Source organism: Tranquillimonas rosea (assembly GCF_900111315.1).
GTDB classification, from domain to species: domain Bacteria; phylum Pseudomonadota; class Alphaproteobacteria; order Rhodobacterales; family Rhodobacteraceae; genus Tranquillimonas; species Tranquillimonas rosea.
On sequence record NZ_FOGU01000008.1, the window covers coordinates 94870 to 121548 of the forward strand.

At 69.3% G+C, this 26679-nt stretch carries 31 protein-coding genes and 1 other RNA gene; 17 read left to right on the top strand and 15 right to left on the bottom strand.

The window, feature by feature from the left end; translation table 11 throughout:
* Positions 1-135 precede the first annotated feature (135 nt).
* Positions 136-618 (top strand): response regulator transcription factor, encoded by a 483-nt coding sequence (locus tag BMZ25_RS14090; protein ID WP_235859882.1) that lies wholly within the window; start codon positions 136-138, stop codon positions 616-618.
* A 2-nt stretch (positions 619-620) separates the two neighbouring features.
* Here BMZ25_RS14090 and BMZ25_RS14095 read toward each other — a convergent pair whose 3' ends face one another.
* Both BMZ25_RS14095 and puuE read right to left on the bottom strand, forming a co-directional pair.
* Positions 621-1103 carry an ureidoglycolate lyase gene (locus BMZ25_RS14095; protein WP_092694699.1) on the bottom strand — a complete coding sequence of 161 codons (483 nt, stop codon included), beginning with the start codon at positions 1101-1103 and terminating at the stop codon, positions 621-623.
* Positions 1100-2527, bottom strand: coding sequence for an allantoinase PuuE (puuE, locus tag BMZ25_RS14100; protein WP_092694701.1), 1428 nt, complete (start codon positions 2525-2527; stop codon positions 1100-1102). The genes BMZ25_RS14095 and puuE overlap by 4 nt, the downstream gene beginning before the upstream one ends.
* Positions 2528-2863: 336 nt before the next feature.
* Between puuE and uraH the strand changes: the two genes are divergently transcribed.
* The 6 genes from uraH to BMZ25_RS14130 are packed head-to-tail and all read left to right on the top strand — an operon-like array spanning position 2864 to position 9092.
* Positions 2864-3217: a hydroxyisourate hydrolase gene (uraH, locus tag BMZ25_RS14105; protein WP_092694703.1), complete on the top strand. Its 354-nt coding sequence runs from the start codon at positions 2864-2866 to the stop codon at positions 3215-3217.
* Position 3218: 1 nt separating this feature from the next.
* The gene (locus BMZ25_RS14110; protein WP_092694705.1) at positions 3219-4433 is read left to right on the top strand and encodes a urate hydroxylase PuuD; all 1215 of its coding nucleotides are present in this window, start codon (positions 3219-3221) and stop codon (positions 4431-4433) included.
* Between the two features lie 22 nt (positions 4434-4455).
* The gene (locus BMZ25_RS14115; RefSeq protein ID WP_092694707.1) at positions 4456-5100 is read left to right on the top strand and encodes a paraquat-inducible protein A; all 645 of its coding nucleotides are present in this window, start codon (positions 4456-4458) and stop codon (positions 5098-5100) included.
* Positions 5097-5702, top strand: a complete 606-nt coding sequence (locus BMZ25_RS14120; protein ID WP_235859883.1) for a paraquat-inducible protein A — start codon at positions 5097-5099, stop codon at positions 5700-5702. The genes BMZ25_RS14115 and BMZ25_RS14120 overlap by 4 nt, the downstream gene beginning before the upstream one ends.
* Entirely contained in the window at positions 5699-8533 is a 2835-nt protein-coding gene (locus BMZ25_RS14125; protein WP_092694710.1) for an MlaD family protein, read from the top strand. Before BMZ25_RS14120 ends, BMZ25_RS14125 begins: the two co-directional genes overlap by 4 nt.
* 1 nt (position 8534) lies before the next feature.
* A complete protein-coding gene (locus tag BMZ25_RS14130; protein ID WP_092694712.1) occupies positions 8535-9092 on the top strand; it encodes a PqiC family protein in 558 nt (185 codons plus the stop codon).
* Positions 9093-9099: 7 nt separating this feature from the next.
* Here BMZ25_RS14130 and dtd read toward each other — a convergent pair whose 3' ends face one another.
* The 9 genes from dtd to BMZ25_RS14175 form a co-directional block, all read right to left on the bottom strand.
* Positions 9100-9537 carry a D-aminoacyl-tRNA deacylase gene (gene dtd, locus BMZ25_RS14135; protein WP_092694714.1) on the bottom strand — a complete coding sequence of 146 codons (438 nt, stop codon included), beginning with the start codon at positions 9535-9537 and terminating at the stop codon, positions 9100-9102.
* On the bottom strand, positions 9534-10454 hold the full coding sequence (locus BMZ25_RS14140; protein WP_092694716.1) for a carbohydrate kinase family protein: 921 nt from the start codon (positions 10452-10454) through the stop codon (positions 9534-9536). The genes dtd and BMZ25_RS14140 overlap by 4 nt, the downstream gene beginning before the upstream one ends.
* A 60-nt stretch (positions 10455-10514) precedes the next feature.
* Positions 10515-11618, bottom strand: coding sequence for a TFIIB-type zinc ribbon-containing protein (locus BMZ25_RS14145; protein ID WP_092694718.1), 1104 nt, complete (start codon positions 11616-11618; stop codon positions 10515-10517).
* Positions 11619-11621: 3 nt separating this feature from the next.
* Positions 11622-12740 (bottom strand): SPFH domain-containing protein, encoded by a 1119-nt coding sequence (locus BMZ25_RS14150; protein ID WP_092694719.1) that lies wholly within the window; start codon positions 12738-12740, stop codon positions 11622-11624.
* Between the two features lie 54 nt (positions 12741-12794).
* A complete protein-coding gene (locus tag BMZ25_RS14155; protein ID WP_092694721.1) occupies positions 12795-13745 on the bottom strand; it encodes a DUF2927 domain-containing protein in 951 nt (316 codons plus the stop codon).
* Positions 13746-13758: 13 nt separating this feature from the next.
* Positions 13759-14949: a toxic anion resistance protein gene (locus BMZ25_RS14160; RefSeq protein ID WP_092694723.1), complete on the bottom strand. Its 1191-nt coding sequence runs from the start codon at positions 14947-14949 to the stop codon at positions 13759-13761.
* Positions 14950-14982: 33 nt separating this feature from the next.
* The gene (locus BMZ25_RS14165) at positions 14983-15867 is read right to left on the bottom strand and encodes a 5-bromo-4-chloroindolyl phosphate hydrolysis family protein (RefSeq protein WP_092694899.1); all 885 of its coding nucleotides are present in this window, start codon (positions 15865-15867) and stop codon (positions 14983-14985) included.
* Between the two features lie 2 nt (positions 15868-15869).
* Positions 15870-16070 carry a hypothetical protein gene (locus BMZ25_RS14170; RefSeq protein WP_092694725.1) on the bottom strand — a complete coding sequence of 67 codons (201 nt, stop codon included), beginning with the start codon at positions 16068-16070 and terminating at the stop codon, positions 15870-15872.
* A gap of 108 nt (positions 16071-16178) precedes the next feature.
* The gene (locus tag BMZ25_RS14175) at positions 16179-16955 is read right to left on the bottom strand and encodes a pseudouridine synthase (RefSeq protein WP_092694727.1); all 777 of its coding nucleotides are present in this window, start codon (positions 16953-16955) and stop codon (positions 16179-16181) included.
* Positions 16956-17048: 93 nt separating this feature from the next.
* Between BMZ25_RS14175 and BMZ25_RS14180 the strand changes: the two genes are divergently transcribed.
* Positions 17049-17498: a nucleoside deaminase gene (locus tag BMZ25_RS14180; RefSeq protein WP_092694729.1), complete on the top strand. Its 450-nt coding sequence runs from the start codon at positions 17049-17051 to the stop codon at positions 17496-17498.
* 10 nt (positions 17499-17508) lie between these two features.
* On the opposite strand, the gene BMZ25_RS14185 is transcribed toward BMZ25_RS14180, so the two are convergent.
* Positions 17509-18201 carry a metal-dependent hydrolase gene (locus BMZ25_RS14185; RefSeq protein WP_092694731.1) on the bottom strand — a complete coding sequence of 231 codons (693 nt, stop codon included), beginning with the start codon at positions 18199-18201 and terminating at the stop codon, positions 17509-17511.
* 57 nt (positions 18202-18258) lie between these two features.
* On the opposite strand from BMZ25_RS14185, the gene BMZ25_RS14190 reads away from it, so the two are divergent.
* The 8 genes from BMZ25_RS14190 (at position 18259) to BMZ25_RS14225 (ending at position 23446) form a co-directional block, all read left to right on the top strand.
* The gene (locus tag BMZ25_RS14190) at positions 18259-18915 is read left to right on the top strand and encodes a ceramidase domain-containing protein (protein ID WP_092694733.1); all 657 of its coding nucleotides are present in this window, start codon (positions 18259-18261) and stop codon (positions 18913-18915) included.
* Positions 18916-18944: 29 nt separating this feature from the next.
* Entirely contained in the window at positions 18945-19232 is a 288-nt protein-coding gene (gene gatC / locus BMZ25_RS14195) for an Asp-tRNA(Asn)/Glu-tRNA(Gln) amidotransferase subunit GatC (protein ID WP_092694735.1), read from the top strand.
* On the top strand, positions 19232-20719 hold the full coding sequence (gatA, locus tag BMZ25_RS14200) for an Asp-tRNA(Asn)/Glu-tRNA(Gln) amidotransferase subunit GatA (protein WP_092694737.1): 1488 nt from the start codon (positions 19232-19234) through the stop codon (positions 20717-20719). Before gatC ends, gatA begins: the two co-directional genes overlap by 1 nt.
* 34 nt (positions 20720-20753) lie before the next feature.
* Positions 20754-21443 (top strand): hypothetical protein, encoded by a 690-nt coding sequence (locus BMZ25_RS14205; protein WP_235859884.1) that lies wholly within the window; start codon positions 20754-20756, stop codon positions 21441-21443.
* 4 nt (positions 21444-21447) lie between these two features.
* Positions 21448-22134: an N-acetylmuramoyl-L-alanine amidase gene (locus BMZ25_RS14210; RefSeq protein WP_408033441.1), complete on the top strand. Its 687-nt coding sequence runs from the start codon at positions 21448-21450 to the stop codon at positions 22132-22134.
* Between the two features lie 11 nt (positions 22135-22145).
* An RNA gene (rnpB, locus tag BMZ25_RS14215) (RNase P RNA component class A) lies at positions 22146-22544 on the top strand.
* A gap of 162 nt (positions 22545-22706) precedes the next feature.
* Entirely contained in the window at positions 22707-22874 is a 168-nt protein-coding gene (gene rpmG / locus BMZ25_RS14220) for a 50S ribosomal protein L33 (RefSeq protein WP_092694740.1), read from the top strand.
* A 74-nt stretch (positions 22875-22948) separates the two neighbouring features.
* Complete coding sequence (locus BMZ25_RS14225) at positions 22949-23446, top strand: GNAT family N-acetyltransferase (RefSeq protein ID WP_092694742.1); 498 nt, start codon at positions 22949-22951, stop codon at positions 23444-23446.
* 67 nt (positions 23447-23513) lie between these two features.
* Here the strand turns inward: BMZ25_RS14225 and BMZ25_RS14230 are convergent, their stop codons facing one another.
* Positions 23514-24254: a Bax inhibitor-1/YccA family protein gene (locus BMZ25_RS14230; RefSeq protein ID WP_092694744.1), complete on the bottom strand. Its 741-nt coding sequence runs from the start codon at positions 24252-24254 to the stop codon at positions 23514-23516.
* A 124-nt stretch (positions 24255-24378) separates the two neighbouring features.
* Positions 24379-24597, bottom strand: coding sequence for a DUF1127 domain-containing protein (locus BMZ25_RS14235; protein ID WP_092694746.1), 219 nt, complete (start codon positions 24595-24597; stop codon positions 24379-24381).
* Between the two features lie 122 nt (positions 24598-24719).
* On the opposite strand from BMZ25_RS14235, the gene BMZ25_RS14240 reads away from it, so the two are divergent.
* The gene (locus BMZ25_RS14240; RefSeq protein ID WP_092694748.1) at positions 24720-25574 is read left to right on the top strand and encodes a LysR family transcriptional regulator; all 855 of its coding nucleotides are present in this window, start codon (positions 24720-24722) and stop codon (positions 25572-25574) included.
* A 3-nt stretch (positions 25575-25577) separates the two neighbouring features.
* On the opposite strand, the gene BMZ25_RS14245 is transcribed toward BMZ25_RS14240, so the two are convergent.
* Complete coding sequence (locus BMZ25_RS14245; RefSeq protein ID WP_092694749.1) at positions 25578-26537, bottom strand: NADPH:quinone oxidoreductase family protein; 960 nt, start codon at positions 26535-26537, stop codon at positions 25578-25580.
* Positions 26538-26679 lie beyond the last annotated feature (142 nt).

Sequence of the window (26679 nt, forward strand, 5' to 3'; positions counted from 1 at the left end):
ATGACCACAACGCCCACGCGAATGCTCATCGCGCGTGCCGCGAGCTCCGCCGCCGGAACGTCCAAAGGCGCCGTCGTACTGGGCGGGCCGGAGGTGGCGTGCGTCGCGAAAGCCTCGGAAGTCAAGGACTTGGCGGTGGCGGGCGGCTTCGACGTGGCCCTCGTCTACAGCGACCTGCCGGGGCTCGATCCCGAGCATCCGGTCGAGGCCGCGCTGGCGGTCTCCGGGGGGCGGCCAGTGGTGCTGGTCCACGTGCCGATGACCCGCGCCTTCGCGGTTTTCGCGCTGTCCGCGGGGATCGCCGCGGTGATGTCGCCTGACATGCCGGAAGAGGCGATGTTCCACGTTTTGCAGCTTGTCGCGGCGGGACAGCGCTTTGCACCGGCCGAACTTCTTCTGCCCGACATGGCGGTACCGCAGGCGGTGCCGGTCCTGTCGCTGCGCGAGACCCAGGTGCTCGAGGGGTTGATGGCGGGCAGCACGAACAAGACGATCGCTCGGGCGATGGGTCTCAGCGAGCCCACGGTCAAGCTGCACCTAAAGACGCTCTGCGACAAGCTCGGGGCGGCGAACCGCACGCAGGCGGCGCTGCTGGCGCGCGACCTCGGGCTGACCTGAGATCAGGCGACCTCGTAGGGGGTCTCGAACCAGTGCTCCTCGAGATTGTCGCCCGCGCCGATCCGGTCGACCACGGCGAAGAGCCCCGGCGCGTGCAGCGGCGTCAGGACCCCGTGCCACGTCCCGCGGTGAAGGTTGATCGCCTGGCCCGGCTCGGTGACATAGGCGCGCGGCGTTCCCGGCCGACCGCCCACATCGGGCGCGACGATCACCAGGAACGGAACCAGGCTCATCGGGATGAAGGCCTGGCTGCCCAGCGGGTGCCGCTCGACCATCTCCAGCCGGTAGGGCAGGGTGCGCGGCTCCGCCCGGAACAGGCTGATCCCGGCGCGGCCGTCGCCGAAATCCAGCGCCGCGCGGTCGTGCCAGCGGCCGCAGAAGCCCTGGTTGATGATCTTGTCCGGGGCGCCCTCGGTCTCGATCACGTCGCCGAAGCCGGCAAAGGCGTCACGGTCGATCGGCGTTGCCGCGAGGGTCCGGGTCACGCCAGCTTTTCCCTCAGCCGCAGTTCTGCGATCCTCTCGACCTGGCGGCAGGCCTCGGCGATCTCGGTGTCGCGGTCGTTTTCGAGCCGCCGCTCGAAGGCCGCGAGGATGCCCGGCTTGTCGTGGTCGCGCACCGCGATGATGAAGGGGATGCCGAACCGCTCGGTATAGGCGGTGTTAAGCCGCTCGAACCGCGCCCGCTCGTCGTCGGTCAGCGCGTCGAGCCCGGCCGAGGCCTGCTCGGCGGCACTGTCGTCGGTCAGCCGCGCCGCGGCGGCGAGCTTGCCGGCGAGGTCGGGATGCGCGGTCAGCACGCCGATGCGTTCTTGCTCGGACGCCGAACGGAACACCCGCGCCAACGCGTTGTGAAGGCCCGTCGCCGTGTCGTGGGCGGGCCCGAGCTCGAGCGCATGGGCGCGCTCGGCGATCCAGGGGGAGTGCTCGAAGACGCCGCCATAGGCCGCGACGAAGGCGTCGCGGTCCATCTCGCTGGGGCGCGGACCGTCGACGGCAGGCGGGTGCGTCTCGGCCCAGTGGCGGGCGATGTCGATCCGGCGGGCGAACCAGACACCGTCATGGGAAGCGGCGTGGTCGAGAAAGCGCTTCAGTCCCATGATCCGGCCCGGCCGCCCGGTCAGGCGGCAATGCAGGCCGATCGACAGCATCTTGGGCGTCCCGGCCTCGCCCTCGGCATAGAGCGCGTCGAAGCTGTCCTTGAGATAGGTCGCGAACTGCTCGCCCGAGTTGAAGCCCTGGGGGGTGGCGAACCGCATGTCGTTGGCGTCGAGCGTGTAGGGCACCATCAGCTGATCGCGCCCGCCCACCCGCAGCCAGTAGGGCAGGTCGTCGGCATAGCTGTCGGCGAGATACGCGAACCCGCCCTCGGCCGCCGCCATCGGGACCGTGTTCATCGAGGTCCGGCCCAGGTAGTAGCCGTGCGGCCGCTCGCCCGTCACCTCGGTGTGCAGGCGGATCGCCTCGTGCATCTGTGCCCGCTCCTCGGCTTCGGGCATGTCCTTGAACTCGATCCACTTCAGGCCGTGGCTGGCGATCTCCCAGCCCGCATCCTGCATCGCGGCCACCTGCTCGGGGCCGCGCGCGAGCGCACTGGCGACGCCGTAGACGGTGACCGGTATGCCGTAGCCGGCGAACAACCGGTGCAGGCGCCAGAAGCCCGCCCGCGTGCCGTATTCGTAGATCGATTCCATGTTCCAGTGCCGCTGGCCCGGCCAGGCGGCGGCGCCGACGATCTCGGAGAGGAAGGCCTCGGAGCCGGCATCGCCGTGCAGCAGGTTGTTCTCACCGCCCTCCTCGTAATTGATGACGATCTGCACGGCGATCTTTGCGCCGCCCGGCCAGGCGGCGTCGGGCGGAGTGGCCCCGTAACCTTGCATGTCGCGGGGATAGCGCGGCGCGTCCGTCATCTGGGTCTCCTGTGCGGTTGCGGGGAGAGTTAGACCCAAGCGGGGCCGGCGGGCAAGCCGCCGCCGGGGGGGGGCTGGGCGGAGCGCCTGCGGCGCGTGCGATGTCTGCGCCGCCTTTGGCGGCGCGGTCGGGGGCTCTGCCCCCGTCGCCTGCGGCGACTCCCCCGGGATATTTGGGAGAACCGAAGAGGTGGGAGGTGCTTGGGATTTGGGCGCTTGTGGCGGTGAATTGGGCGTGTGGGGCGCGGGCACGCGGCGTTCGCGGCGGGGGGAGGTTGCGCAGACCGGGCGGGGCGGTGCACACAATGCGGGCACGATGACCGCAGGGAGGGCGCCTTGCCCGGATTTCTCACCACACATGTTCTCGACACCTCGCGCGGCGCACCCGCCGCGGGCCTGGCCCTCGAGCTGTTCCGCCTGGAGGGCGGGACGCGCGCGCGGATCGCGACCGCGGTGACCAATGCCGACGGCCGGACCGACGGGCCGATCCTGCCCGAGGCGGAGTTCGCCACCGGGACCTACGAGCTGGTGTTTCATGCCGGCGACTGGCTGCGCGCCGCGGGCCTCGCGGGGGCTGAACCGCTGTTCCTCGACATCGTGCCGATCCGGTTCGGCATGGCGGAGGCGGATCACTATCACGTGCCGCTGCTGCTGTCGCCCTTCGGCTATTCGACCTACCGGGGCAGCTGAGATGCACGACGCCGCAATCCTGTGGGAGTGGATCGGTTTCGCCGTCCGCTGGACCCATGTCATCACCGCGATCGCCTGGATCGGATCGTCGTTCTACTTCATCGCCCTGGATCTCGGCCTGAACCGGTCGGTTCCCGGGCCGGCGGACGGCGAGGAATGGCAGGTCCACGGCGGCGGCTTCTACCACATCCAGAAGTACCTCGTCGCGCCAGAGCGGCTGCCCGAGCACCTGACCTGGTTCAAGTGGGAGAGCTACGCGACCTGGCTGTCCGGGGCGGCGCTTCTGATGGTGGTCTACTGGGTCGGGGCGGAATTGTACCTGATCGACCCGTCGAAGGCGGACCTGGCCGTGTGGCAGGGGGTGGCGATCTCGGCCGCGTCCCTGGCCGTGGGGTGGCTGGTCTACGACCGGCTCTGCAAGTCGCCCCTGGGAGACCGGCCGACGGCGCTGATGGTGCTGCTGTTCGGCGTGCTCGTGGCGATGTCCTGGGGCTATCACCAGGTCTTCACCGGGCGGGCGGCGATGCTGCATCTCGGCGCCTTCACCGCCACGATCATGACGGCGAACGTGTTCCTGATCATCATCCCGAACCAGAAGGTCGTGGTGGCCGACCTGAAGGCCGGGCGCACGCCCGATCCGAAATACGGCAAGATCGCCAAGCTGCGCTCGACGCACAACAACTACCTCACCCTGCCGGTGCTGTTCCTGATGCTGTCGAACCATTACCCGCTGGCCTTCGCGACGCCGAACGCATGGATCATCGGGGCGCTGGTGTTCCTGATGGGGGTGACGATCCGGCATTATTTCAACAGCCTGCACGCCCGCACCGGCAATCCGACCTGGACCTGGGCGGTGACCGCGCTGTTGTTCATCGTGATCGCGTGGCTGTCCACCGCGCCGCCGCCGGGTGAGGCGCAGGCGGCGCCCGAGGGCGCCTACGAGAGCCGTTTCGCCGAGGCCGAGGGGTTCGACATGGCGGCGCAGGTGGTGCGCGGGCGCTGTTCGATGTGCCACGCGGCCGAGCCGAACTGGCCGGGCGTGCGCTGGGCGCCGAAAGGTGTCATGCTGGAGACCGACGCGCAGATCGCGCGGCACGCACGGGCAATTTACCTGCAGGCCGGGGTCAGCCATGCCATGCCGCCGGCGAATCTGACATACATCGCCGAGGACGAACGCGCGGCCCTGGTCGACTGGTACCGGGCCGCTTCACGCTGATTGCTGCGGAGCGCATCGCGAGATGACGATCGCCGAAGACCTGCCGCCGGGCGAGACGGGCGAGCTCATCGCCTGTCCGCAGTGCGACGCGTTGTACCACGCCGAGATGCCGGCCGCGGGCGAGCGCGCGGTGTGCCATCGCTGCCACACGGTGCTGATCTCGCCCAGGCGCGGCGCCTATGCCCGCGTGATCGCCATGGCGGTGGCGGTGGTGATCCTGATGGTCGGGGCGACGTTCTTTCCGTTCCTGCAGATCCGGGTGGCGGGATTGACCAATGCCAGCTCGGTCTTCGATGCCGCGCTGGCCTTCGTCGACGGGCCGATGGTGGCGCTGTCGGCGGCGGTGGCGGCGCTGATCGTGCTGATCCCCGTGGCCCGCGCGGTGATGGTGATCTACGTGCTGGGCCCGCTCGCGCTGGACCGCCGGCCATTCCCGCGGGCGGTGGACGTGTTCCGCTGGTCCGAGGAGCTGCGGCCCTGGTCGATGGCGGAAATCTTCGTCATCGGGGTTGCGGTCGCCCTGGTAAAGGTGTCCGATCTGGCGCGTGTCGAGTACGGGCCGGCCTTCTGGATGTTCGCGGCGCTGGTGCTGGTGACCGTCTTCCAGGACGGCTTCATGTGTAGGTGGACGATATGGAAAGCGCTGGAGCGCAAGACGGAGTCATGACCGCCCGCGAGGCGGGGCTGATCGCCTGTACACGCTGCACCCGCGTCTGGCCCGAGGGGCAGGCGCGCTGTGCGCGTTGCGGCACGCCGCTGGTGTCGCGCGATCCGCGCAGCCTGCAGCGGGTCTGGGCGTGGCTGGCCGTCGGCGTGATCTGCTACATTCCGGCCAACCTCTACCCGATGCTCAAGACGCGGACGCTGTTCCAGAGCTCGGACGACACGATCATCGAGGGCGCGATCGAGCTGGCCAGTCACGGTGCCGTGGGCATCGCCCTGGTCATCCTCATCGCAAGCGTCCTGATCCCGATCGGCAAGTTCCTGGCGATCGGCTTCCTGGCGGTCAGCCTGGGCTCCGACAGCCGGATGTCGCCCGGCGCGCGGCACAAGCTGTATGAACTGGTCGAGTTCATCGGCCGCTGGTCGATGATCGACGTGTTCGTCGTGGCGATCCTGTCGTCGCTGGTGCAGCTCAGCGTGGTGGCCAACATCAATCCCGGCCCGGCGGCGATCACCTTCGCCATGTCGGTGATCTTCACCATGCTCGCGGCGCAGAGCTTCGATCCCCGCATGATCTGGGACGCCGAAAAGAGATCGGCCCTGTGAGCCAAGTTCAGCGCCCCGAGATCAAGCCCGCCCGTCGAAGCCTGCGCGAACGCGCGTCGATCGTCTGGATCGTGCCGCTGGCCGCGCTGCTGATCTCTCTCGGCGTGGTCTGGCAGCAATACCAGGACCGCGGTCCGCTGATCGAGATCGCCTTCCAGGACGCCAGCGGCATCTCGGCCGACGAGACCGAGCTGCGCTATCGCGACGTGACCGTGGGGCTGGTCGAGACGGTGAGCTTCTCGGAGGGGCTCGGTTCGGTGGTGGTCGAGGTGCGGCTCGACAAGGAGGTCGCGCCCTATGTCGACGAGGCGGCGCAGTTCTGGGTGGTGGAGCCCGAGGTCTCGGCCCGCGGCGTGCGCGGCCTGAACACCGTGCTGTCGGGCAACTACATCGAGGGCAACTGGGACACCGAGATCGGGACCGAGGCCGACAGCTTCGACGGGCTGCCCAGCCGGCCGGTGGCGCTGGCCAGCCAGGACGGCCTGCGGATCACCCTGCGCGCGGCGGATGTCGAGGGGCTGTCCGAGGACACGCCGATCCTCTACCGCGGGATCGAGGTCGGCAGCATCGCCAACCTGCGGCTGTCGGATGACGGCGTGTCGGTCATCGCCGACGGGTTCATCCGCGCGCCCGAGGACCGGCTGGTGACCTCGGCGACGCGGTTCTGGGACACGTCGGGCTTCTCGTTCTCGTTCGGGGCCCAGGGGGCGCAGCTCAACGTGTCCTCCATCGCCTCGCTGCTGGGCGGCGGCGTCAGCTTCGATACCGTCGTCTCGGGCGGGCAGGAGGTGCAGGACGGCGCCATCTACGAGCTTTATCCCGGCGAGGAGGCCGCGCGGTCCAGCGCGTTCTCGGCCAGCGACATCGGTCCGACGGTGAACGTCGCCGCGGTCTTCGACGAGGCCGTCAGCGGGTTGTCGGCCGGAGCGCCGGTGGAGTACCGCGGCATCCGTGTGGGCGAGGTGGCCGCGATCACCGGCATCGTCGACCAGGAACGCTTCGGGGACGAGCGCACGCGCCTGCTGGCAACGCTGGCGCTGCGGCCGGGCAAGCTGGGCCTGGGCGACGACGCCGACCCCGAGGAGGTCGTCGATTTCATCGGCGACACGGTCGAGCGGGGCATGCGGGCGCAGCTCCAGAACAATTCGCTGCTGTCGAACGAGCTGAAGGTCGTGCTGGTGACGATCCCCGACGCGCCGCGGGAATCGCTGGACGAGGGGCCGAACGGCAACCCGATCGTGCCGACGCTCCCGTCGGACCTGTCCGACATCACCGATACCGCCGAGGGCGTGTTCCAGCGCATCAACGACCTGCCGGTCGAGGAACTGCTCGCCTCGGCCATCGGCGTGCTCGACAGCGTGAACCGGATCCTCAACGACGAGGACCTGACGCGCACCCCGGCCGAGGTCGTGGGCCTGATCTCGGACGTGCGCGGCATCGTCGGCTCGGACGAGGTACAGCAATTGCCCGACGACGCGGCGCAGCTGATGGGCTCTCTCCGCCTCGCCGCCGAGGACATCGAGTCGCTGCTCGAGACGGCCGAGGCCGCCGGCGCCGCCGAGGCGCTGGTCTCGGCGCTGAACTCGGCCGAGGAGGCCGCCGACGCCGTGACCGTCGCGGTCGAGGACCTGCCGTCCGCCATCGAAGAGATCGAACAGGTCGCCGCGGACGCGGATGCGCTGCTGCTGTCGGTGCAGGAACTGCCGCTCGACCAGGTGGTCGCCCGCGCGCAGGGTATCCTGACCGAGACCGAGACGTTGTTGCAGAGCGAGGGCGTGCAGGCGCTGCCGGGGCAGGTGAACGCCGCCGTGGCCGAGGCCGAAGGGCTGCTGGCCGACGTGCGCAGCTCGGGCGTGCTGCAGACGGCGAACGAGACGATGGTGTCGGTGCAGACGGCGGTGAACGACCTGTCCGCCGCGATCGATCCGGTCGTCGCCTCTGCCGAAGAGACGCTGAACAGCATCGACACCGCCGTGGACGACGTGCAGCCGGTGCTCGAGGAATTCGCCGCGGTCGCCCGCAGCGCCGACCAGCTGGTGCAGAATGCCAACGAGGTGCCGCTGGACACGCTGGCCGCCCGTGCCGACGCGTTGCTCGCGACGGTGGAGCGTCTGCTGGCCTCGGACGGGGTGCAGGCGTTGCCCGACCGGCTGAACGGCGCGATCTCCGAGGCGTCGGCGGTGCTGGCGCAGATCCGTGAGGGCGGCGTGATCGAGAACGCCAACCAGACGATCCTGGCCGCCGAGGGCGCCGTGCGCGACGTCTCCGAGGCGCTGATGCCGGTGCTCGACTCGGCCCGCTCGGCCGCCGCCAGCGTCGACCGTGCCGCGCAGGGGGTGCCCGACATCGTGGACCAGGCCGACGCCATCGCCGCCGATCTGCGCGCGCTGACCGCCCGGGCCAACGAACTGCCGCTGGAACAGCTCGTGACCGAGGCGACCTCCCTCGTGGAACAGGCCCGCACCCTTGTCGCGCAGGACGAGACGCAGGCGTTGCCCGGCACGCTGAACGCCGCGCTGTCCGAGGCCGAGGGCGTGCTGTCCGACCTGCGCGAGGGCGGGGTGGTCGAGAACACCAACGCCACGCTCGCCTCGGCCGAACGCGCCGCCGATGCCATCGCACAGGCCAGCAACGAGCTGCCCGCGCTGGTGACCCGGATGAATACGCTCCTGTCGCAGGCCGAGACGACGCTCTCGGGCTACAACGCCGAGGGGCGACTGGGGTCCGAGGCGCAGGCCACCCTGCGCGACATCCGCGAGGCGGCGCAGGCCGTGGACTCGCTGGCCCGCACGATCGAGCGCAAGCCGAACTCACTGCTTCTGGGACGCTGACATGAAATACCTGATCCTCGCCCTCGCAGCCGTGGCTCCCGCCGCCTGCACCGACAGCACGCTGCGCTACGACGTGCCCGCCCCCGCGCCGATGGAGCGGCAGGCGGTCAATGTCCGCTCGGTCGAGGTGCGCGAGGTCAGCCTGCCGCTCTATGCCGGGCTCGAGGCGATCACCGTGGCGGACGAGACCGGCGCGCTGGTCAGCAACCCCGACGTGCTCTGGGCCGACGATCCGGTGCGGACCTTCACGCAAGGGCTCGCCAGCGCGCTCGACCAGCAGACGACGGCCACCGTCGCGGCCGAGCCCTGGCCGCTGTCCGAGGATCCCGACCTGCGGCTCGACGTGCGCGTCGCCTCGGCGCTGGCGGGGGCCGACGGCCAGTACCGCCTGGCCGGGCAGTACTTCGCCGCCGCGCCGTTCGGCGACGGGGCGCCCGACCGCTCGGGGCGGTTCGACATCTCGGTGCCGTTCACGCCGGGCGACACCGGCTCGATCGCCCGCGCTCAGGGGCAGGCGATCGAAGAACTGGCGCGCACCGTCGCGCGGCAGTCGTTCTAGCGCCCGCTCACTGGTCCAGCCAGATCGTCACCGGCCCGTCGTTCACCAGGTGCACCGCCATGTCGGCGCCGAACCGTCCCGTGGCGATCGGCACGCCCTCGGCCTGCAACGCAGCGGCAAAGCGGGTGTAGGCGGCCTCGCCCTCCTCGGGCGGGGCGGCCTCGGAAAAGCCGGGACGGTTCCCGCGCGAGGTGTCGGCGGCCAGGGTGAACTGGCTCACCACCAACGCCGCGCCGCCCGCGTCCAGGACCGAGCGGTTCATCCGGTCGCGGTCGTCGCGGAACACCCGCAGCTTGGCGATCTTCGCGGCCATCTTCTCGGGCGCGTCGGCGGAATCGCCCTTCATCGCGCAGACCAGCACAAGCAGCCCGGCGCCGATCTCCCCCACCACGGCGCCGCCGATCTCGACGCGGGCGCCGGTGACGCGCTGGACTAGGGCCCTCACAGCTCACCCCGCGTCGGCGGATTGGCCCCGGCGCGCGACACGGTGACCGCGGCCGCCCGGCTGCCCAGCGACAGCGCCGCCTCGATCGTCTCGGGGGGCAGGGCGGCCACGGCATCGCGCCCCAGCGCGCCCGCCTCGGCCAGCGCCGCCAGCACGCCCGCGTTGAACGTGTCGCCCGCGCCGACGGTGTCGACCACCTCGACCCGTGCGGCTTGCACCGACACGGTGTGGTCCGCGGTATAGCCCGTGGCCCCCTTTGCCCCCTCGGTGATGCAGACCAGGCGCGGGCCCCGTTCCAGCAGACCGCGCGCCAGCGGCGCCACGTCGCCGTCGCCCTCAAGCCAGTGCAGGTCGTCGTCCGACAGCTTGACGATGTCCGCCGCCGCGATCATCCGCCCGATCCGGGCGCGATAGGCCGCCTCGTCGCGGATGAAGCCGGGGCGGATGTTGGGGTCCAGCATGATCGTGCGCCGCCCCGCCTCGCGCAGGGCCAGCGCCTCGTAGGCGCCGCCGCAGGGCTCGACCATCAGCGAGATGCCGCCCAGGAACAGCGCCTCGACCTCGTCGCCGGGCTGGGGCAGGTCGTCCGGCGTCAGCATCCGCGCGGCGGTGTTCTCGTCGTAGAAGGCATAGCTCGCCTGGCCGTCCACCAGCTGCACGAAGGCCAGGGTGGTGGGCCGGTCGGAGCGCTTGGCGGGCGAGGCATCGACGTGGCTGCGGGCCAGCGCGCCGGCCAGGATGTCGCCGAAGAAATCCGTCGAGAGGCCGCTGAAGAACGCGGTCGGCATCCCCAGCCGTCCCGCGGCGATCGCGGTGTTGAACACGGCGCCGCCGGCATGGGGGGCAAAGGCGGCCTCGCCCCCGTCGGTCTGCCTCGGCAGCATGTCGATCAGCGCCTCGCCGCAGCACATCAGCATGGTCGGATGTCCCTCTCCCTGTGGTCTTGCAGGCTTAGCGGTGCGCGGGCCGGCAGGCAATCAGCCCTTGGCGACATAGCCGGCGATCCCGGCGACGATCAGCCCCGCGACGACGGCCAGCGCGATCTTCCACGCAGACCACGGCCGCTCGCCCTGGACCCGCGCGGTCTGGCCGTTGACGACGAAGCGATAGGTCTCGCCCCGGAACTTGTAGGCGGCCAGCCATACCGGCAGCAGCACATGCTTGAAGGTCACGTCGCTGACGCTGGTGTCGATGGAATGGATGCGCTGCCGGTCGCCGCCGATGTCGAAGCGCACGTCGCGCTCGATCACCCGGTCCATCTTGCCCCGCGCCTCGGTAAAGCCCTCCTCGAGCCCGACGGCATAGCCCTCGGCCCGGAAGCCGGACAGGAAATCGGGGCGGTAGGGGACCAGCGCCGACAGGTCCCACGGTTCCAGCGCGTCGGTATGGTCCCGCGGCAGCGAGCGCGAGGCGACCACCAGTACGTCGTCGAAGAACCGCGCGACCTGTCCGGCGGCGGGACGCCAGCGGATCTTCTGCACCCGCCGCGTCTCGCGCTTGCCGTCGCGCATGACAGTCCGGTTCTCGTAATAGACCGTGCCGCGCTGCCCGCTATAGCGCGAGCGGGTGTCGGCATCGAAGGTCCAGTAGGGCACGTAGATGCCCTGCATCCGCCGTCCCTTGCGGGCATAGGCCTTGAGTCCGTTGGGCGCGAACCACAGCGATCCCAGCCAGCGCGACATCGCCTCCTGCGCCGCCGCCTCGTCGACCGAGAAGGGCAGGACGCCGCGCGGCTTGATGTGGCGGTGGGTACCCGTGCCGGCGACGACCGGCGTGGCGCAGAACGGGCACTCCTTGGCGTGGGTCTCGGTGTCGAGCGCCACGTCCGCGCCGCAGTTCGGGCATTGCGAGACGCGGGTCTCCTCCATCTCGGCCTCGGGCAGCCGGGCGGCGAGGGCGGTGTCGAAATCCAGCTCGCGCAGCGGCGCGGTGGGCGATGGCGCGTCCTCCATCGGCGCGTCGGCGCCGCAATGGGCGCAATGCATCATCCCGCGTGCCGGGTCGAACCGCATGTCCGCGCCGCACGACTCACAGGGGAACCGGTGTTCGGCCGGGGGCGGCGGCGGCGTGGTGTCGGGCATCGCTCAGGCGCCGGGCGGCGGGGGCGGCATGACGGTGAACAGCTGGGCCAGCTCGGTCACGTCCTCGGCCCGCTTCCAGCCGTCCTGGCCCTGGGTCCAGACATAGCTTTCGCGGGTCAGCGCGCCGTCGGTCACCATCCGCCCCATCCGCGCCTTCGAATAGGGGCCGTGGGTCTGCCCGTTCTCGGCGACGTGCCAGACATGCTCGACCGGCGGCGGCGGTGGCGGCGGCGCGGCGGCCTGCGGACGGGGCCCCCACGGGCCGGCCGGCTGCGCCTCGCCCGTCATCCGGCCAGCCATCGACAGGCCCAGCCCCGCGCCCAGCCCCTGCGCCATCGCGCCGCCCGCGCCGCTCTCGGCGCGGCCCAGGGCCTCGGCGGCCTGGAACTGCGTGTACTTGCCGATATCGCCCACCACGCCCATCGAGGTGCGCCGGTCCATCGCCTTCTCGACCTCGGCGGGCAGCGAGATGTTCTCGATATACAACTCGGGCATGGTCAGCCCGTATTCCGCGATCGTCTCGGAGATGCCCTGCGCCAGCAGCTTGCCCAGCTCGGCGGTGTTGGCCGCCATGTCCAGCACCGGGATCCCCGAGCCCGCGACGATGCGCGAGAACTCCTGCACGATCACGTTGCGGATCTGGAAGGACACCTCGTCGCGGGTGAACTCGCCGTCAGTGCCCACGATCTCGGTCAGGAAGCGGCCGGGATCGGTGACCTTGACGGTGTAGGTGCCGTAGGCGCGCAGACGCGTGGGCCCGAACTCGGGGTCACGCAGCATCACCGGGTTCTTGGTGCCCCACTTGAGATCGGTGAAGCGCGCGGTCGAGACGAAGTAGATCTCGGACTTGAACGGCGAGCGAAAGCCGTGGTCCCAGTGCTGGAGCGAGGTCAGCACCGGCATGTTGTTGGTCTCGAGCATGTAGAGCCCCGGCGTGAACACGTCGGCCAGCTGCCCCTCGTGGACGAAGACGGCGGCCTGTCCCTCGCGCACGGTCAGCTTGGCGCCGTACTTGATCTCGTGGCCCTCGCGCTCGAACCGCCAGACCATCGTGTCGCGGGTGTCGTCCGTCCAGTGGATGACGTCGATCAGCTGGCCGCTGAGGAAATCCAGTATGCCCATTCGTGTATGCCCATTTGTGCATGCTCTGTGCACGCCCGGTGCACGTCCTGTGACTCACGTCTCGGTGCCGAGAATCTCCCGTGCGATCTCGGTCGCGACCTCGCGCGCTTCCTCGACACCCATACCCGGACGCATGCGCGGGTCATACAGCATCTTCAGCAATTGCTCGTCATGCGTCGTCAGAAGACCGAACTCCTCGTCGTCGTTGAACACCGAAGGCCGCGCCGAAGGCGAGTCGTTCGACAGCCCCATCCCCTGCGCCAGCTCCTCGTGGATGCACGACAGCCGCAACAGGTCCGGATGCTCGGCCCGGATGATCGCCACGGCCCGTGTATAGGCACCGGTATTGGCGGGATCCAAAGCGAAAACAAGGCAGTAGTTGGTGCGGGGCAGCTCCGTCACCGTCCTGATGGCGGCGTCCGAGATGCCCGGCAGGATTGTCCGCAGCTGCGGTCCGAGAGCGCGGCGTTCCTCTTCGGTGACGACGAAGACGTGGTAGTTGCCGTCCGCCTCGACCTGCCGGATCGGGTGCCCGCTGACCCGCGACAGCCGGTTGGCGTACGAGATGATCGCGTTGCGGTCGCGCGTCTGCTTCGCCGGCGGCACCGCCTCGCCAATCTCGATCTGCATGTCGATCGGCATCTCCCAGCGATGCAGTTGACTCGCCGTCTGCCGCGCCACGATCTGCCCGCTCACCGTCGCGTATTCCTCGTAGAGCGCGATCCGGACGAAGTTCTCGACCAGCTGCCGCACGTCGTAGGGCGTGTCCGGCCCGCCCCCGTCCGTTCGCAGAAGTCCTTGCGCCACAAGGGATCTTTGCACGCCGTCGTAATACGAGACCAGCTCGGGGTCCTGCGTGCGCGAGCGCTCCGGCTCCGGTGCCGGCGGCTCCGGGGCGGGCGGGCGTTCGGGGCGCGCCGCAGGCCGCGGCACGGGGTCGACCGGCGCCGTCTGGGCGCAGGCCGCCAGCGTCGCGAGCAGCGCGAATCGAGTCGCGAGGGCCATTCTTACGTGCCTTTCAACGCTCCGGCACGGCGCCGCCCGTGGCCGCCCCGGTCTTGTCCTGCCGCGTCCGCGCGGCGGAGAGCGCGGACTTCAGCTCGGTTTCCATCTTGTGCAGCTCGTCCTCCGCCGCCGCGCGCCGCTCCTTGCCTTCGTCGGCGATCTGCAGGCTTTCCTCGATCGTGGCGATCAGATCCGCGTTGGCGGCCTTCACCGCCTCGATATCGAAGACGCCGCGCTCCATCTCCTGCCGCACGGTCTGGTTGGCTTCGCGCAGGTTCTTGGCGTTCGCGGTCAGAAGGTCGTTGGTCAGGTCGTTCGCGCCCTTCACGGCGTCGGCGGCCTGTTTCGAGCGCTGGATCGTCACGGCCTGCGCCAGCTGCGTCTCCCACAGGGGCACGGTGTTGACGAGGGTCGAGTTGATCTTGGTGAGCAGCGACTTGTCGTTCTCCTGCACCAGCCGGATCGAGGGCAGCGACTGCATCGTCACCTGCCGCGTCAGCTTGAGGTCATGCACCCGCCGTTCCAGATCGTCGCGGGCGGCGCGCAGGTCGCGCAGTTCCTGCGCGCGCATCACAGCCTCGCCCTCGGGGGCGCCGTCGGCCTCGGCCTGCTTGGCGGGGATGTCAGTCTGGTCCAGCCGCCGCAGCTTTTCCTCGCCCGCCGCGATGTAGAGCGCGAGCTCGTCGTAGAAGGCCAGCGTCTTGTCGTAGAGGATGTCGAGCGACTTGATGTCCTTCATCAGCCGGTGCTCGTGTTCCAAGAGTTCGCCGGTGATCCGGTCGATCTGCGTCTGGACCTCCTCGTAGCGGGCTACGAACTTGGACATCGGAGCGGCGCGGCCGAGCATCTTTTCCCACCACGAGCGGTCGCGGCGCACGTCCAGCTCGCTGACCGAGAATCCGCGCAGGGTGCTGACCATGTCGCGCAGGGACTGTCCGGCGGGGCCGATGTCCTTGTTCTGCACGTCGGCCAGCATCGACTGGCTGATCTGCTGCAACTCGCTCTGCGAGGCCGAACCGAACGAGACGATGGAATTGGCATCGCCGATATCCAGCTCGGCCAGGCGCCGCTCGATCTCGGCGGTCTGGTTTGGGGCGGCGTCGGCGTAGTTGACCGAGTCGGCGGCCGGCTCGGCGAGCGGCTGAGTCGCATCGCGAAGCGCGGCCTCGTCGGCCTCGGCCCTCTTGCGCACGGTGTCGGACATCTGCGGGTTCCTCGTGGACAAAGCGTTCGGGGTCTATTCCAGCGCCACGCCCTCGCGGGCGAGCCGGTCGCGCAGCACGCCGATCTCGACGTCCAGGTCCGACCGGTCCTCGAGCAGCAGCTTGCGGTTCTTGGCGGCGAAATTCTCTTCCAGGTCGTCGAGCAGGGCGAGGTAATCCTTGCGGGCGCCGGGCGTGCCGCCGCGCTCGGCGAGGTCGGCATACTTCACCGTCGCGTCCCGCGCGCCCAGTAGGTAGACGCCCAGGTAGCGGCGTGCCGCGGTCAGGTCTCGGGGATCCTCCTCGACCGCGCGGCAGGTCTCGCGCGCGGTGGCGGCAAAGCGGTCGACCCGCGCCTCCAAAGCCCGGTCGCCGGCCCGCTCGATCGCCGTGCGCATGGAGGTGAGGTATCCCTCGGCCTCGTCGACGACGCGGGCCACACGGTCGCTCTGGAAGCTGTCGACGCCGTGGGAGCCCTTGTCGCGCAGCGGGTCCGGCCCGAACGAGAACAGATGCAGCCCGCCGCCCAGCACCGCGAAGATCGCCGGCGCCACGGCGCTGCCGCCGTCGAGCGCGGCGACGGCAAGGCCCAGACCGGTCAGCACGCTGCCGAAGATCTTGCGCGGGATGGCGGGCCGTTTGGCGACCTTGCGCGCCTCATAGGCCTCCTGCGCGAGGATGCCCTCGCGCGTCATCCACGCTCCGCCGAACAGCAGACCGGCCCCGCCCAGGTTCAGGGCAAGGCCTGTCGGGTCCTGCCCGAAGGCGAAGAGGATCAGCGGAATCGGCGCGACGAACAGCAGGTTGACCCGGCCGCCCGCACGGCTGCGGCGCTTGCCGCGATAGGGGCGGGGCGCGTCGGACGGACGCGGCCGGTCGCCGTCGGTGGGGCTGAAGCGTCCGCCAAACCGTTCGGCCAAGATCAGGCGCCTCCCCATACGGAGACGTAGAGAATCAGTGCCATCAGGACTGCAAAGGCCAGTTTCTGCATCGTCTCGCCCCCGAATTCGGCCGAACGCACCCGTCCGGCTGCCTGCACCGCATGGCCAAGAGCGCGTCCCGCCGCGATGACGATAAACGCCACCAGTGCGACCGTCACGATTGCGATTGCAAGCCTGGCCATTCGCGCCCCCAGCCGTCCACTGCGCCGCAGCATAAAGCAAGCGGAATATCGCTTCCAGCCAAGCCGACGGCGTTGTGTTCGAACGTTCCGCGACGGGGGCCTGTTCCCTCAGCGCCGGCGGCGTCGCGGGGGCGCGCGCTTGGGCTTTTCGCCGCCGCCTTCGCCAAGCTGATCGCGCAGCACGCGCGGCTTGACCTCCTCGACGGTGTCCTCGGCCAGGTTGCCCAACTGGAACGGTCCGTAACTGATACGGATGAGACGATTAACGCTCAGCCCCACGGCTTCGGCGGCGCGGCGAATCTCGCGGTTGCGGCCCTCGCGCAGCGCGATGGTCAGCCATGCGTTCGCGCCCTGCTGCCGGTCGAGCGAGGCGGTCATCGGCTGGAACCGCTCGCCCTCGATCACCAGGCCCTTGCGCATCGGCTCGAGGTCCGAGTCGGTTGGCGCGCCCTTCACGCGGACGCGGTACTTGCGCAGCCAGCCGGTCGAGGGCAGCTCCAGCTTCCGCTTCAGGCCGCCGTCGTTGGTCAGCAGCAACAGTCCCTCGGAGTTCAGGTCCAGCCGCCCGATGCTCATCACGCGCGGCAGGTGGTCGGGCAGCGCGTCGAAGATCGTCTTGCGGCCCTTCTCGTCCCGTGCCGTGGTCACCAGACCCGCCGGCTTGTGATAGAGCCACAGCCGCGCGTCATCGGGCGCCTCGACCGGCTTGCCGTCCACCGTGACGCGGTCGGAGGCGGTGACGTTCAGCGCCGGGCTGTCGATGCGCTTGCCGTTCACCGCCACGCGGCCGTCGGCGATCATGCGCTCTGCATCGCGGCGGCTCGCGATGCCGGCGCGGGAGAGGACCTTGGCGATCCGGTCGCCGGGGGGAGGTGTCTGGCTCATGCCTCTCCCATAGCGGGCCGCGGCGGACATGACAAAGCCCCTCTGAGCCTCCGGGCGCTTGCGGCGGCGGGGCCTGGGCTGCATGACGGGGCCATGACCTTCACCAGCCACATGCCCCTGGCCCTGGACGAGGCACGCGCCGCGGCGGCGCGGGGCGAAGTGCCGGTGGGCGCCGTGGTCGTGGCGCCGGACGGGAGGGTGCTGGCCCACGCGGGCAACGAGACCCGCGGGCGCAACGATCCGACCGCGCATGCCGAACTGCTGGCGATCCGCGCGGCCTGCGCCGCGCTGGGGCAGGAGCGGCTGACGGGCTGCGCGCTGTACGTCACGCTCGAGCCTTGCGCGATGTGCGCCGCCGCCATCGCCGCGTCGCGGATCGCGCGGCTGTACTATGGCGCGGCCGATCCGAAATCGGGCGGTGTGGCCCATGGCGCGCGGGTGTTCGCGCATCCGCAGGCTCATCACGCGCCCGAGGTCTATGACGGCATCGCCGCCGAGGCGGCCGCGGCGCTGCTGACGGAGTTCTTCGCCGCGCGCCGCTGATCCGTCCGGATCAGAGCTCGATCGTCTCCATCACCTCGGGCGTCTTCACGTCGACGCCGGGCAGGCCCTCGACCAGCGCGTCGGCGGATTGCTCCAGCGCGTCGAAGGTCGCGTAGTGGCAGGGGATCACCGTCTTGAAGTCGAAGTACTTCTTCGCGGCGAAGGCCGCCCGCTTCATGTCCATGGTGAAGTGGCCGCCGGCGCACAGGATGCCGATCTCGGGCCTGTGGTACTCTGCCATCCACTCCATGTCGGCCATGATGTCGGTGTCGCCCGAGACGTAGATCGTCTTGCCCTCGCCCGAGATCATGAAGCCGGCCTCGGCCCCGGCATACATCGGCCCGTGATCGGTGGAGATCGACGATGAGTGAACCGCGTTCACCATTGTCACCGACACGTTGCCGAGCGCCACGGTGCCGCCCTTGTTGAAGCCCAGCGTCTTGAGGCCGTGCGCGCCTTCGAGGTGGCCCATCAGGTCGAAGATGCCCACAACCGGCACGTCAAGCTCCTTGGCAATGTCGACGACCTCGGAGGCGTGGTCGAAATGCCCGTGCGTCAGGAGGATCTGCGTCGCCCACTCCGTCGCCTCGGACTTGCGGTCGTCGGGGAAGCTCGGGTTTCCGCCGAGCCAGGGGTCGATCAGCAGCACCTGGTCGCCGATCTCGATGCGGAAGCTCGAATGGCCAAGCCATGTGATTTTCATCGCGTCCTCCTATAGCTGTTCACGCTACGAGGTAGAGTCAGCACAGAGAACGGCCAGATGGACTGGACCACCTATATCGACGGATACTGCGAGCGGACCGATCCGGGCTACTGGGCGGAACCGGTGAACGCCGTCACCAACGCCGCCTTCCTGCTGGCCGCCGCGTTCACGTGGCGGCGCAGCAGCGGGCTGATCCTGGCGCGGCTCCTGTGCGTGCTGCTTTTCGCCATCGGGATCGGGTCGTACCTTTTCCACACGCACGCGACGGTCTGGGCCTCGACCGCGGACACCACGCCGATCGGGCTTTTCATCCTGCTCTACCTGTTCGCCGCCAACCTGCACTTCTGGACCTTGCCAGGCTGGGCGGCGGCGCTGGGGACAGCGGCGTTCGTGCCGTGGACGATGGTACTGACGCCCTTGTTCGCGGCCATGCCGTTCTTCACGATTTCGTCGTTCTACTGGCCGGTGCCGCTGCTGATAGCGCTCTACGCGGTGGCGTTGCACCGGCGGGCGCCGCAGACGGCGCGTGGGCTGGCGATCGGGGCGGCGATCCTTGTGGTCTCGCTCACCTTCCGCTCGCTCGACGAACCGCTTTGCGGCGCGGTACCGGTCGGAACACATTTCCTGTGGCACGTCCTGAACGCGACGATGCTGGGCTGGATGATCGAGGTCTACCGCAGGCACATGCTTGAAGCCGGACGGGCAGGGCGCTAAAGCCGCGGGCGAACCAGAGGGATCAAGCGATGTCGATCGACACCAAGACGGCCGCCCACGTGGCCAAGCTCGCGCGGATCCGCGTGGACGAGGACGACCTGCCGGCGCTGGCGGACGAATTCAACACCATCCTCGGCTTCATCGAGCAATTGCAGGAAGTCGATGTCGAGGGCGTGGAACCGATGACCGGCGTCACGCCGATGCGGCTGAAACGCCGCGACGACGTGGTGACCGACGGCAACCAGACCGACAAGGTCCTGTCGAACGCGCCCGACGCCCGCGAGGGCTTCTTTGCCGTGCCGAAGGTGGTTGAGTGATGAGCGAGCCGAATTCCCTGACCATTGCCGCCGCCCGCGATGCGCTGCGCAAGGGCGAGACCACCAGTGTCGCGCTGACCGAGGCCTGCCTCGCGGCGGGCGAGGCGGGCGGCAAGCTGAACGCCTTCGTGCATCCCACGCCCGATCTCGCGCTCGAGCAGGCGAAGGCCGCCGATGCGCGGATCGCGTCGGGCGAGGCGCCCTCGATGTGCGGCATCCCGCTGGGCATCAAGGACCTGTTCTGCACCAAGGGCGTGCCGAGCCAGGCGGCGAGCCGCATCCTCACCGGGTTCCGCCCGGAATACGAATCGACCGTCACGCGCCAGCTGTTCGAATCCGGCGCGGTGATGCTGGGCAAGCTGAACATGGACGAATTCGCCATGGGCAGCTCGAACGAGACCAGTGTCTACGGCGACGCGATCAACCCCTGGCGGCGCGGGAACGACGAGACGGCGCTGACGCCCGGCGGCTCGTCCGGCGGTTCGGCGGCGGCCGTGTCGGCCGATCTGTGCCTTGCCGCGACCGGCACCGATACCGGCGGCTCGATCCGTCAGCCCGCGGCGTTCACCGGCATCACCGGGCTCAAGCCGACCTATGGCCGCTGCTCGCGCTGGGGCATCGTCGCCTTCGCCTCGTCGCTGGACCAGGCGGGTCCGATGACGAAGGACGTGCGCGACGCGGCGATTATGCTGCAGGCGATGGCGGGCCACGATCCGCTGGACTCGACCTCGGCCGACATGCCGGTGCCGGATTTCGAGGCGATGCTGACCGGCGACATCCGCGGCAAGGTCATCGGCATCCCCGACGAGTACCGCATCGACGGCATGCCCGACGAGATCGCAAAGCTCTGGGCCGAGGGGCGTGCGATGCTCGAGGATGCGGGCGCCGAGATCCGCGACATCAGCCTGCCGCACACGAAGTACGCGCTGCCGGCCTACTACGTCATCGCACCGGCCGAAGCGTCGTCGAACCTCGCCCGCTATGACGGCGTGCGCTTCGGGCACCGTGCCTCGCTGGCGCAGGGCGACGGCGTGACCGAGATGTACGAGAAGACCCGCGCCGAGGGCTTCGGCGACGAGGTAAAGCGCCGGGTGATGGTGGGGACCTACGTGCTGTCGGCCGGGTTCTACGACGCCTACTACAATCGCGCGCGCAAGGTCCGCACGCTGATCAAGCGCGACTTCGACGAGGCGTTCGCCTCGGGCGTGGACGCTATCCTGACGCCGGCCACGCCGTCCGCCGCGTTCCCGCTCGGGCAGATGGAAGACGCCGATCCGGTGGCGATGTATCTCAACGACGTGTTCACGGTGACGGTGAACCTCGCCGGGCTGCCGGGCGTGTCGGTGCCCACCGGACTCGACCGCAGCGGGCTGCCGCTGGGGCTGCAACTGATCGGGCGTCCGTTCGAGGAAGGCGATCTGCTGAACGTCGCGCACACACTGGAACGTGCGGCCGGCTTCGTTTCCAAGCCCGAGAAATGGTGGTAGACGCAGCGTCCGGGGACAATCGCGGGGGCGAACCATGATGCGTATTTCTGGCGGAGTGCTGGCGGCGGCGATCCTGTTGCAGGCCTGTGCGCCGATGGTGCCGGACAGCGGACCCGGTGCCGGTTTCTCCGAGTACGACAGTTCGCAGGGTGGCCAGTCGGGGGCAGGGACCGCGGGTTCGTCCCCTGCCGAGGGGCCGCCGACGCCGCGCCCGGCGATCTCGAGCGAAGAGCTGCGGCAGGCCGGGCTTCCCTCCGCCGAGCCCGTCGACACCGCGCCGCTGGACAACGGCGCCACAGCGCCCGCTGCGGCGCAGAACGTCGACACCAACAATCCCGGCATCTCGGACGAGCAGGATTTCAGCGCCGTTTCGGACCGCGAGACCATCGAATCGGACCGCGAGCGCCTTGAGGCGCAGCGCGAAGCCTATCGCGTGATCCAGCCCACGGCGCTGCCCACCCGCAACGGGGCGCAGGGGCCGAACATCGTCGCCTACGCGCTGCAGACGTCGAACGCGGTGGGGGAGCGGGTCTACCGCCGCTCGGGCTTCCGCGCGGAGGCTAAGTTCAACAATTCCTGCGCGCAGTACGCCTCGTCCGATCTGGCGCAAGAGGCGTTCCTGGCCAATGGCGGCCCAGAGCGCGACCGCGCGGGCATGGACCCGGACGGCGACGGCTTTGCCTGCTACTGGGATCCGACGCCGTTCCGCGAGTCCCTGCGCTGACCGGGTGGAGATCCTCCGGCATCCCTCACCGAACTTCACCGCCCGGCGCGGCGGCGCGCGACCTGATCTGATCGTCCTGCACTACACCGCGATGCCCTCGGCTGAGGCGGCGCGGGACCGGCTGTGCGATCCGGCCGCGGAGGTTTCGGCGCATTACCTCATCGCCCGCGATGGAAGGTGCCTGCAGCTGGTGGACGAAGAGATGCGGGCCTGGCACGCCGGGGCGGGGTATTGGCAGGGCTCCCGCGACGTGAACTCGCGCTCCATCGGGATCGAGCTGGACAATGACGGCGTGTCCCCGTTCTCCGAGGTGCAGATGTCCGTGCTCGAGACGCTGCTGGCGGGCCTGATGGAACGGTGGGGCATCGCCGCGGAGGGCGTGATCGCCCATTCCGACAGCGCGCCCGGCCGCAAGACCGATCCAGGCCCGCGCTTCGACTGGCGGCGGCTCGCGCAGCAGGGGCTGGCGACCTGGCCCGACCGTTTGCCGCAAAGGGATGGCGCCGTGGACCCGGCCGCTTTCGCCGTGGCGGCCCATAGCGCCGGCTATGATCCCGAGCTTGCGCCCGAGACGATCCTCGCGGCGCTCCGTCTGCGATTCCGCCCCTGGGCGTGGGGGCCGCTCGACGCCGAGGATATGGCGCTTGCCGAGGCTCTGGCCGGGATTGACCGCGGCGCGGTGCGGGCCTAAGCCCGTCGCGCGCGGATGGCCGGATGGTCGCGGCGCCCGCGTTCCGCGGGGGTCGAGGAAAGTCCGGACTCCACGAAGCAACGGTGCCGGGTAACGCCCGGGCGGGGCAACCCGACGGAAAGCGCCACAGAAAACAGACCGCCCGCGTGCGGCCGTCCCACGGTCCGCAGCGGGTAAGGGTGAAACGGTGGAGTAAGAGACCACCGCGGGCCCGGTAACGGGTCCGGCACGGCAAGCCCCACCGGGAGCAATGCCGAATAGGGATCCCGCGGGCCTTCGCGCCCAGGGCAGCTTCGGCCCAGGGATCCGGGTTGGCAGCTCGAGCCGCGCGGGCAACCGCGTGGCCAGATGAATGACCATCGCCGTCCTTCGGGGCGGTACAGGATCCGGCTTACAGGCCGTCCGCGCACCCCTGACCGCCCGTTTACCCTCGGCCGACGGGCAGACGATCACGAAGATCGACCGACGGCGGGGAAAGCGGTTGACATACGCGCGCCCAGGCGTAAAAGCCGGGGTTCAGATTTCGAGGCGGGTGCCGTTTGCGCCCGGCCCGCTCTATTGGGAGACGCGCCATGGCGAAACCGACTACGATCAAGATCCGCCTCAACTCCACGGCGGATACCGGGCACTTCTACGTGACCAAGAAGAACGCGCGCACGATGACCGAGAAGATGGTCGTCAAGAAGTACGACCCCATCGCGCGCAAGCACGTCGACTACAAGGAAGGCAAGATCAAGTAAGCTGATCTTACCGGACGACCTGCGGGGCCGCGCGGCATATGCCGACGCGGCTCTTTTCGTTTCGGGAGTGACGAATGGACGAGACACACGCCGTTACGATTCGCCTCGCGCGGCCCGATGACCTGGCGGTGCTGGATGCGCTGTTCGGCCGGTCGTACCCGGCGCTCCTGAAGAACGACTATCCGCCGTCGGTGCGGGTGACGGCGATTCCCCTGATCTCTCGCGCGCAGCCCGCCTTGCTGGCTTCGGGCACCTACTGGGTGGCCGAGCGGGAGGATGGGCAAGTGGTCGGCGCCGGGGGATGGACGCGCGCGGAGCGCTCGGGCGCGGTGGGGGATGTGCGCCACGTCGTCACCGAGGCCCGCTGCGTGCGGCAGGGCATCGGCGGGCGGCTGATGCGGCACGCCATCGCTGCCGCGCGGACGGCCGGGCTGATCCGGCTGGACTGTCTCAGCACTCGCACGGCGGTGCCGTTCTACGCCTCTCTCGGCTTCGCGGCGGGCGAGGCGGTGGATGTGGCCCTTGCCCGCGGCGTCGTCTTTCCGGCGGTGCGGATGCGGCTGGGACTGTAGGGGGCCACAAAAAAAGGGCCGGCGAGAGGCCGGCCCTTGATCTGTCGGTGTTACCTGAAGGTGCCGCTCACTCGCGCTGGCCGAGGAACTGCAGCAGGAACATGAACAGGTTGATGAAGTCGAGGTAGAGGTTCAGCGCCCCCATGATGGCCGACTTGTGCAGCCACTCCTGATCCATCGCCTGCGCATGCTGGATGTAGTCGTTCTTGATCTTCTGCGTGTCGTACGCCGTCAGGCCCGCGAAGATCAGCACGCCGAGCGTCGAGATCGCGAACGCGATGGCCGGCGAGCCGAGGAAGATGTTCACGATCGAGGCGACGATCAGGCCGATCACGCCCATGATGAGGAACGACCCCCAGCCCGAGATGTCCTTCTTGGTGGTATATCCCCAGAGAGACAGGCCGGCGAAGGAGATCGCGGTGATCAGGAACGTCTGCGCGATGCTCACGCCGGTGAAGACCAGGAAGATCGAGCTGATCGACAGGCCCATCAGCGTGGCGAAGACGTAGAAGAAGAGCTGCGCGCCCGCCGCCGAGATGCGGTTGATTGCCGCACTGAAGGCAAACACCATGATCAGCGGCGCGAACATGATCAGCCACTTCAGCGGCGAAGCATAGATCGCGGTTCCGAACTGCGTGAGCTGCCCGTTGTCCACCGCCAGCCCGGAGATGGCCCAACCGGCGAGCGCGGTGATCAGCATGCCTACGGACATCGTGCCGTAGACCTTGTTCATATGGGCCTTAAGGCCCTCGTCGATCTGCGCCGTCTGGGCTCCGGCCCCGGCGCGGACCGTTTGGTAGTTGGCCATTGATCGCCTCCATAAAGGGTCAGTTACGAAGGCGGTCACGAGAATACCGCCCTTGCCTACGAATATCGGGAAGAGCGGCGCGATTTTCAAGATATAGTGGGTCCGAGTGGCGCGGCGAACCGTCCTATCCAATGCCTCGGTGGCCGGGCAGTTCCCAGATCGGGCGCGCGGCCTCGTCGCGGGCGGCGCCGCGGCTCACGCCGATGTCGCGGAGCGCGCGGTCATCGAGGTCCGCTAGGGCGCGGCGCTCGCGCCAGACAGCATGCACGGCAAGGAGGCGCGAGAGCAGGCCGGGGCGGCGGCCGCGGACCGGGGCGCCGGCGGAGGCGAGCGAGGCGGACATCTTTTTCTCTTTCGGTTCTGTGACGGTGCTGGGGCCGTCCATCAATTTGCTTGATCGATATGGCGCGCCGTGATCCATATGAAAAACGAATACTTGTGACGTCCAGCATCAAGGACCGTGATATGCCGCGAAATCTCGACCTGACCTCGCTGCGCTCCTTCGTGGCCGTGGCCGAGACCGGTGGGGTGACCCGCGCCTCGGGCGTTCTGAACCTGACGCAATCGGCGGTGTCGATGCAGCTCAAGCGGCTCGAGGACAGCGTCGGGCTGGCGCTGCTGGACCGGTCGGGCCGCTCGGTCGCCCTGACCAGCGCGGGTGAGCAGCTGCTGAGCTACGCGCGGCGGATGCTGGACCTGAACGACGAGGCGATCGGCAAGATGACCGACACCGCCTTCGAGGGCGATCTCGTGCTGGGTGTGCCGCACGACATCGTCTATCCCGCCATCCCGCAGGTCCTGCGCCGTTTCGCGGCCGAGTTCCCGCGCATCAGGGTGCAGCTCGTCTCGTCCTTCACGCGGAACCTGAAGGAGCTCTTCGCGCGGGGCGAGGCGCATTTCATCCTGACCACCGAGGACGGGTGCGACCAGGGCGGCGAGACCCTGGTGCGCAAGCCGCTGGTCTGGATCGGGGCGCCCGGCGGCTCGGCCTGGCGCGAACGGCCGCTGCGGCTGGCTTTCGGCAACCATTGCATCTTCCGCGCCGGCGCGCAGGCGGCGCTGGACCGGGCGGGCGTTCCCTGGGAAATGGCGGTCGACACCATGTCCGACCGCACGATCGAGGCCACCGTCAGCGCCGACCTCGCCGTGCATGCGGTGATCGCGGGCACCGAGGGCCCCCATGTCGAGGTCATCAACCACGGGGGGGCGCTGCCCGAGCTGACGTCGCAGCGGATCAACCTCTATGCCCGGCCGATGGTCCGCAGCGAGGTCAGCGACGGCATGGCCGGGCTGATCCGCCAGCACTTTCGCATGATGTGACGCTCAGGGCGTGACCACGACCTTGCCCGTGGACTTGCGGCTGCGCAGCAACTCCATCCCCTCGTCCGCGCGGTCCAGGGGCAGGGTCTGGCTCACATGGGGATGCAGCCGGCCTTCGGCGTACCATGCGAAGAGCGTGGCGAGGCTGTCGGTCAGCACGGCGGGACGGAACGCCATGTAACCGCCCCAGTAGAACCCCATGACCGTCAGGTTCTTCACCAGCAGGTGATTGGCGGCGATCTTGGGCACGTCGCCAGCGGCGAAGCCCACGGTCAGGATGCGTCCCTCGGGTCGGGTGGCCCGCAGCGCCTCGGTGAAAAGCGGATCGCCGACCGGGTCATAGACGACATCGGCGCCGCCAAGCGCCTTCACCGCGGCCCGCAGATCGTCCTTCTCGCTGTCGATCAGGTGCTCGGCGCCGGCCCGTTCCGCAACGGCCAGCTTGTCCGCCCCGCGGGCGCAGGCGATCACGCGGGCGCCCATCAGCTTGCCGATCTCGACCGCCGTCAGGCCGACCCCACCGGCCGCGCCGAGAACCAGCAGCGTCTCGCCCGCCTGCAGCCCGGCCCGGTGGGACAGGGCGACATGCGACGTGCCATAGGCGATCTGGAAGGCGGCGGCATGCTCGAACGGCATCGCGTCGGGAATCGCCACGCACCGCTCGGCGGCGAAGGCGCCCCGCTCGGCCAGTCCGCCACGCCCGCCGAACACGGCGACCCGCTGCCCGAGGTCGGGGCCGAAGGTGCCCGGCCCGTGTCCCGCGACGGTGCCCGCGACCTCCATCCCGAGGGTGAAGGGCGGTTCGGCCTTTTCCTGGTACTGCCCGCGCGACATCAGCAGGTCGGCGAAGTTCAGACCGCAGGCGGCAATGTCGAGCAGGATCTCGCCCTCGGCGGGAGCGGGATCCGGGACTTCGCGCACAGCTGGCACTGTTTCGAAGGATGTAACTTGGAAAGCGCGCATGGGCATCCTCTGACGAAGCGAGTCGGTGATGCGTGTCTATCTTCCGGACACGCAGGAGGCGATAGGCGGTCGAGACCGGAGCATGCGGGCGCTACATCCTTGAGGCGAGCCGGCCGCGACGATGACGAACCTGTATTTTTGT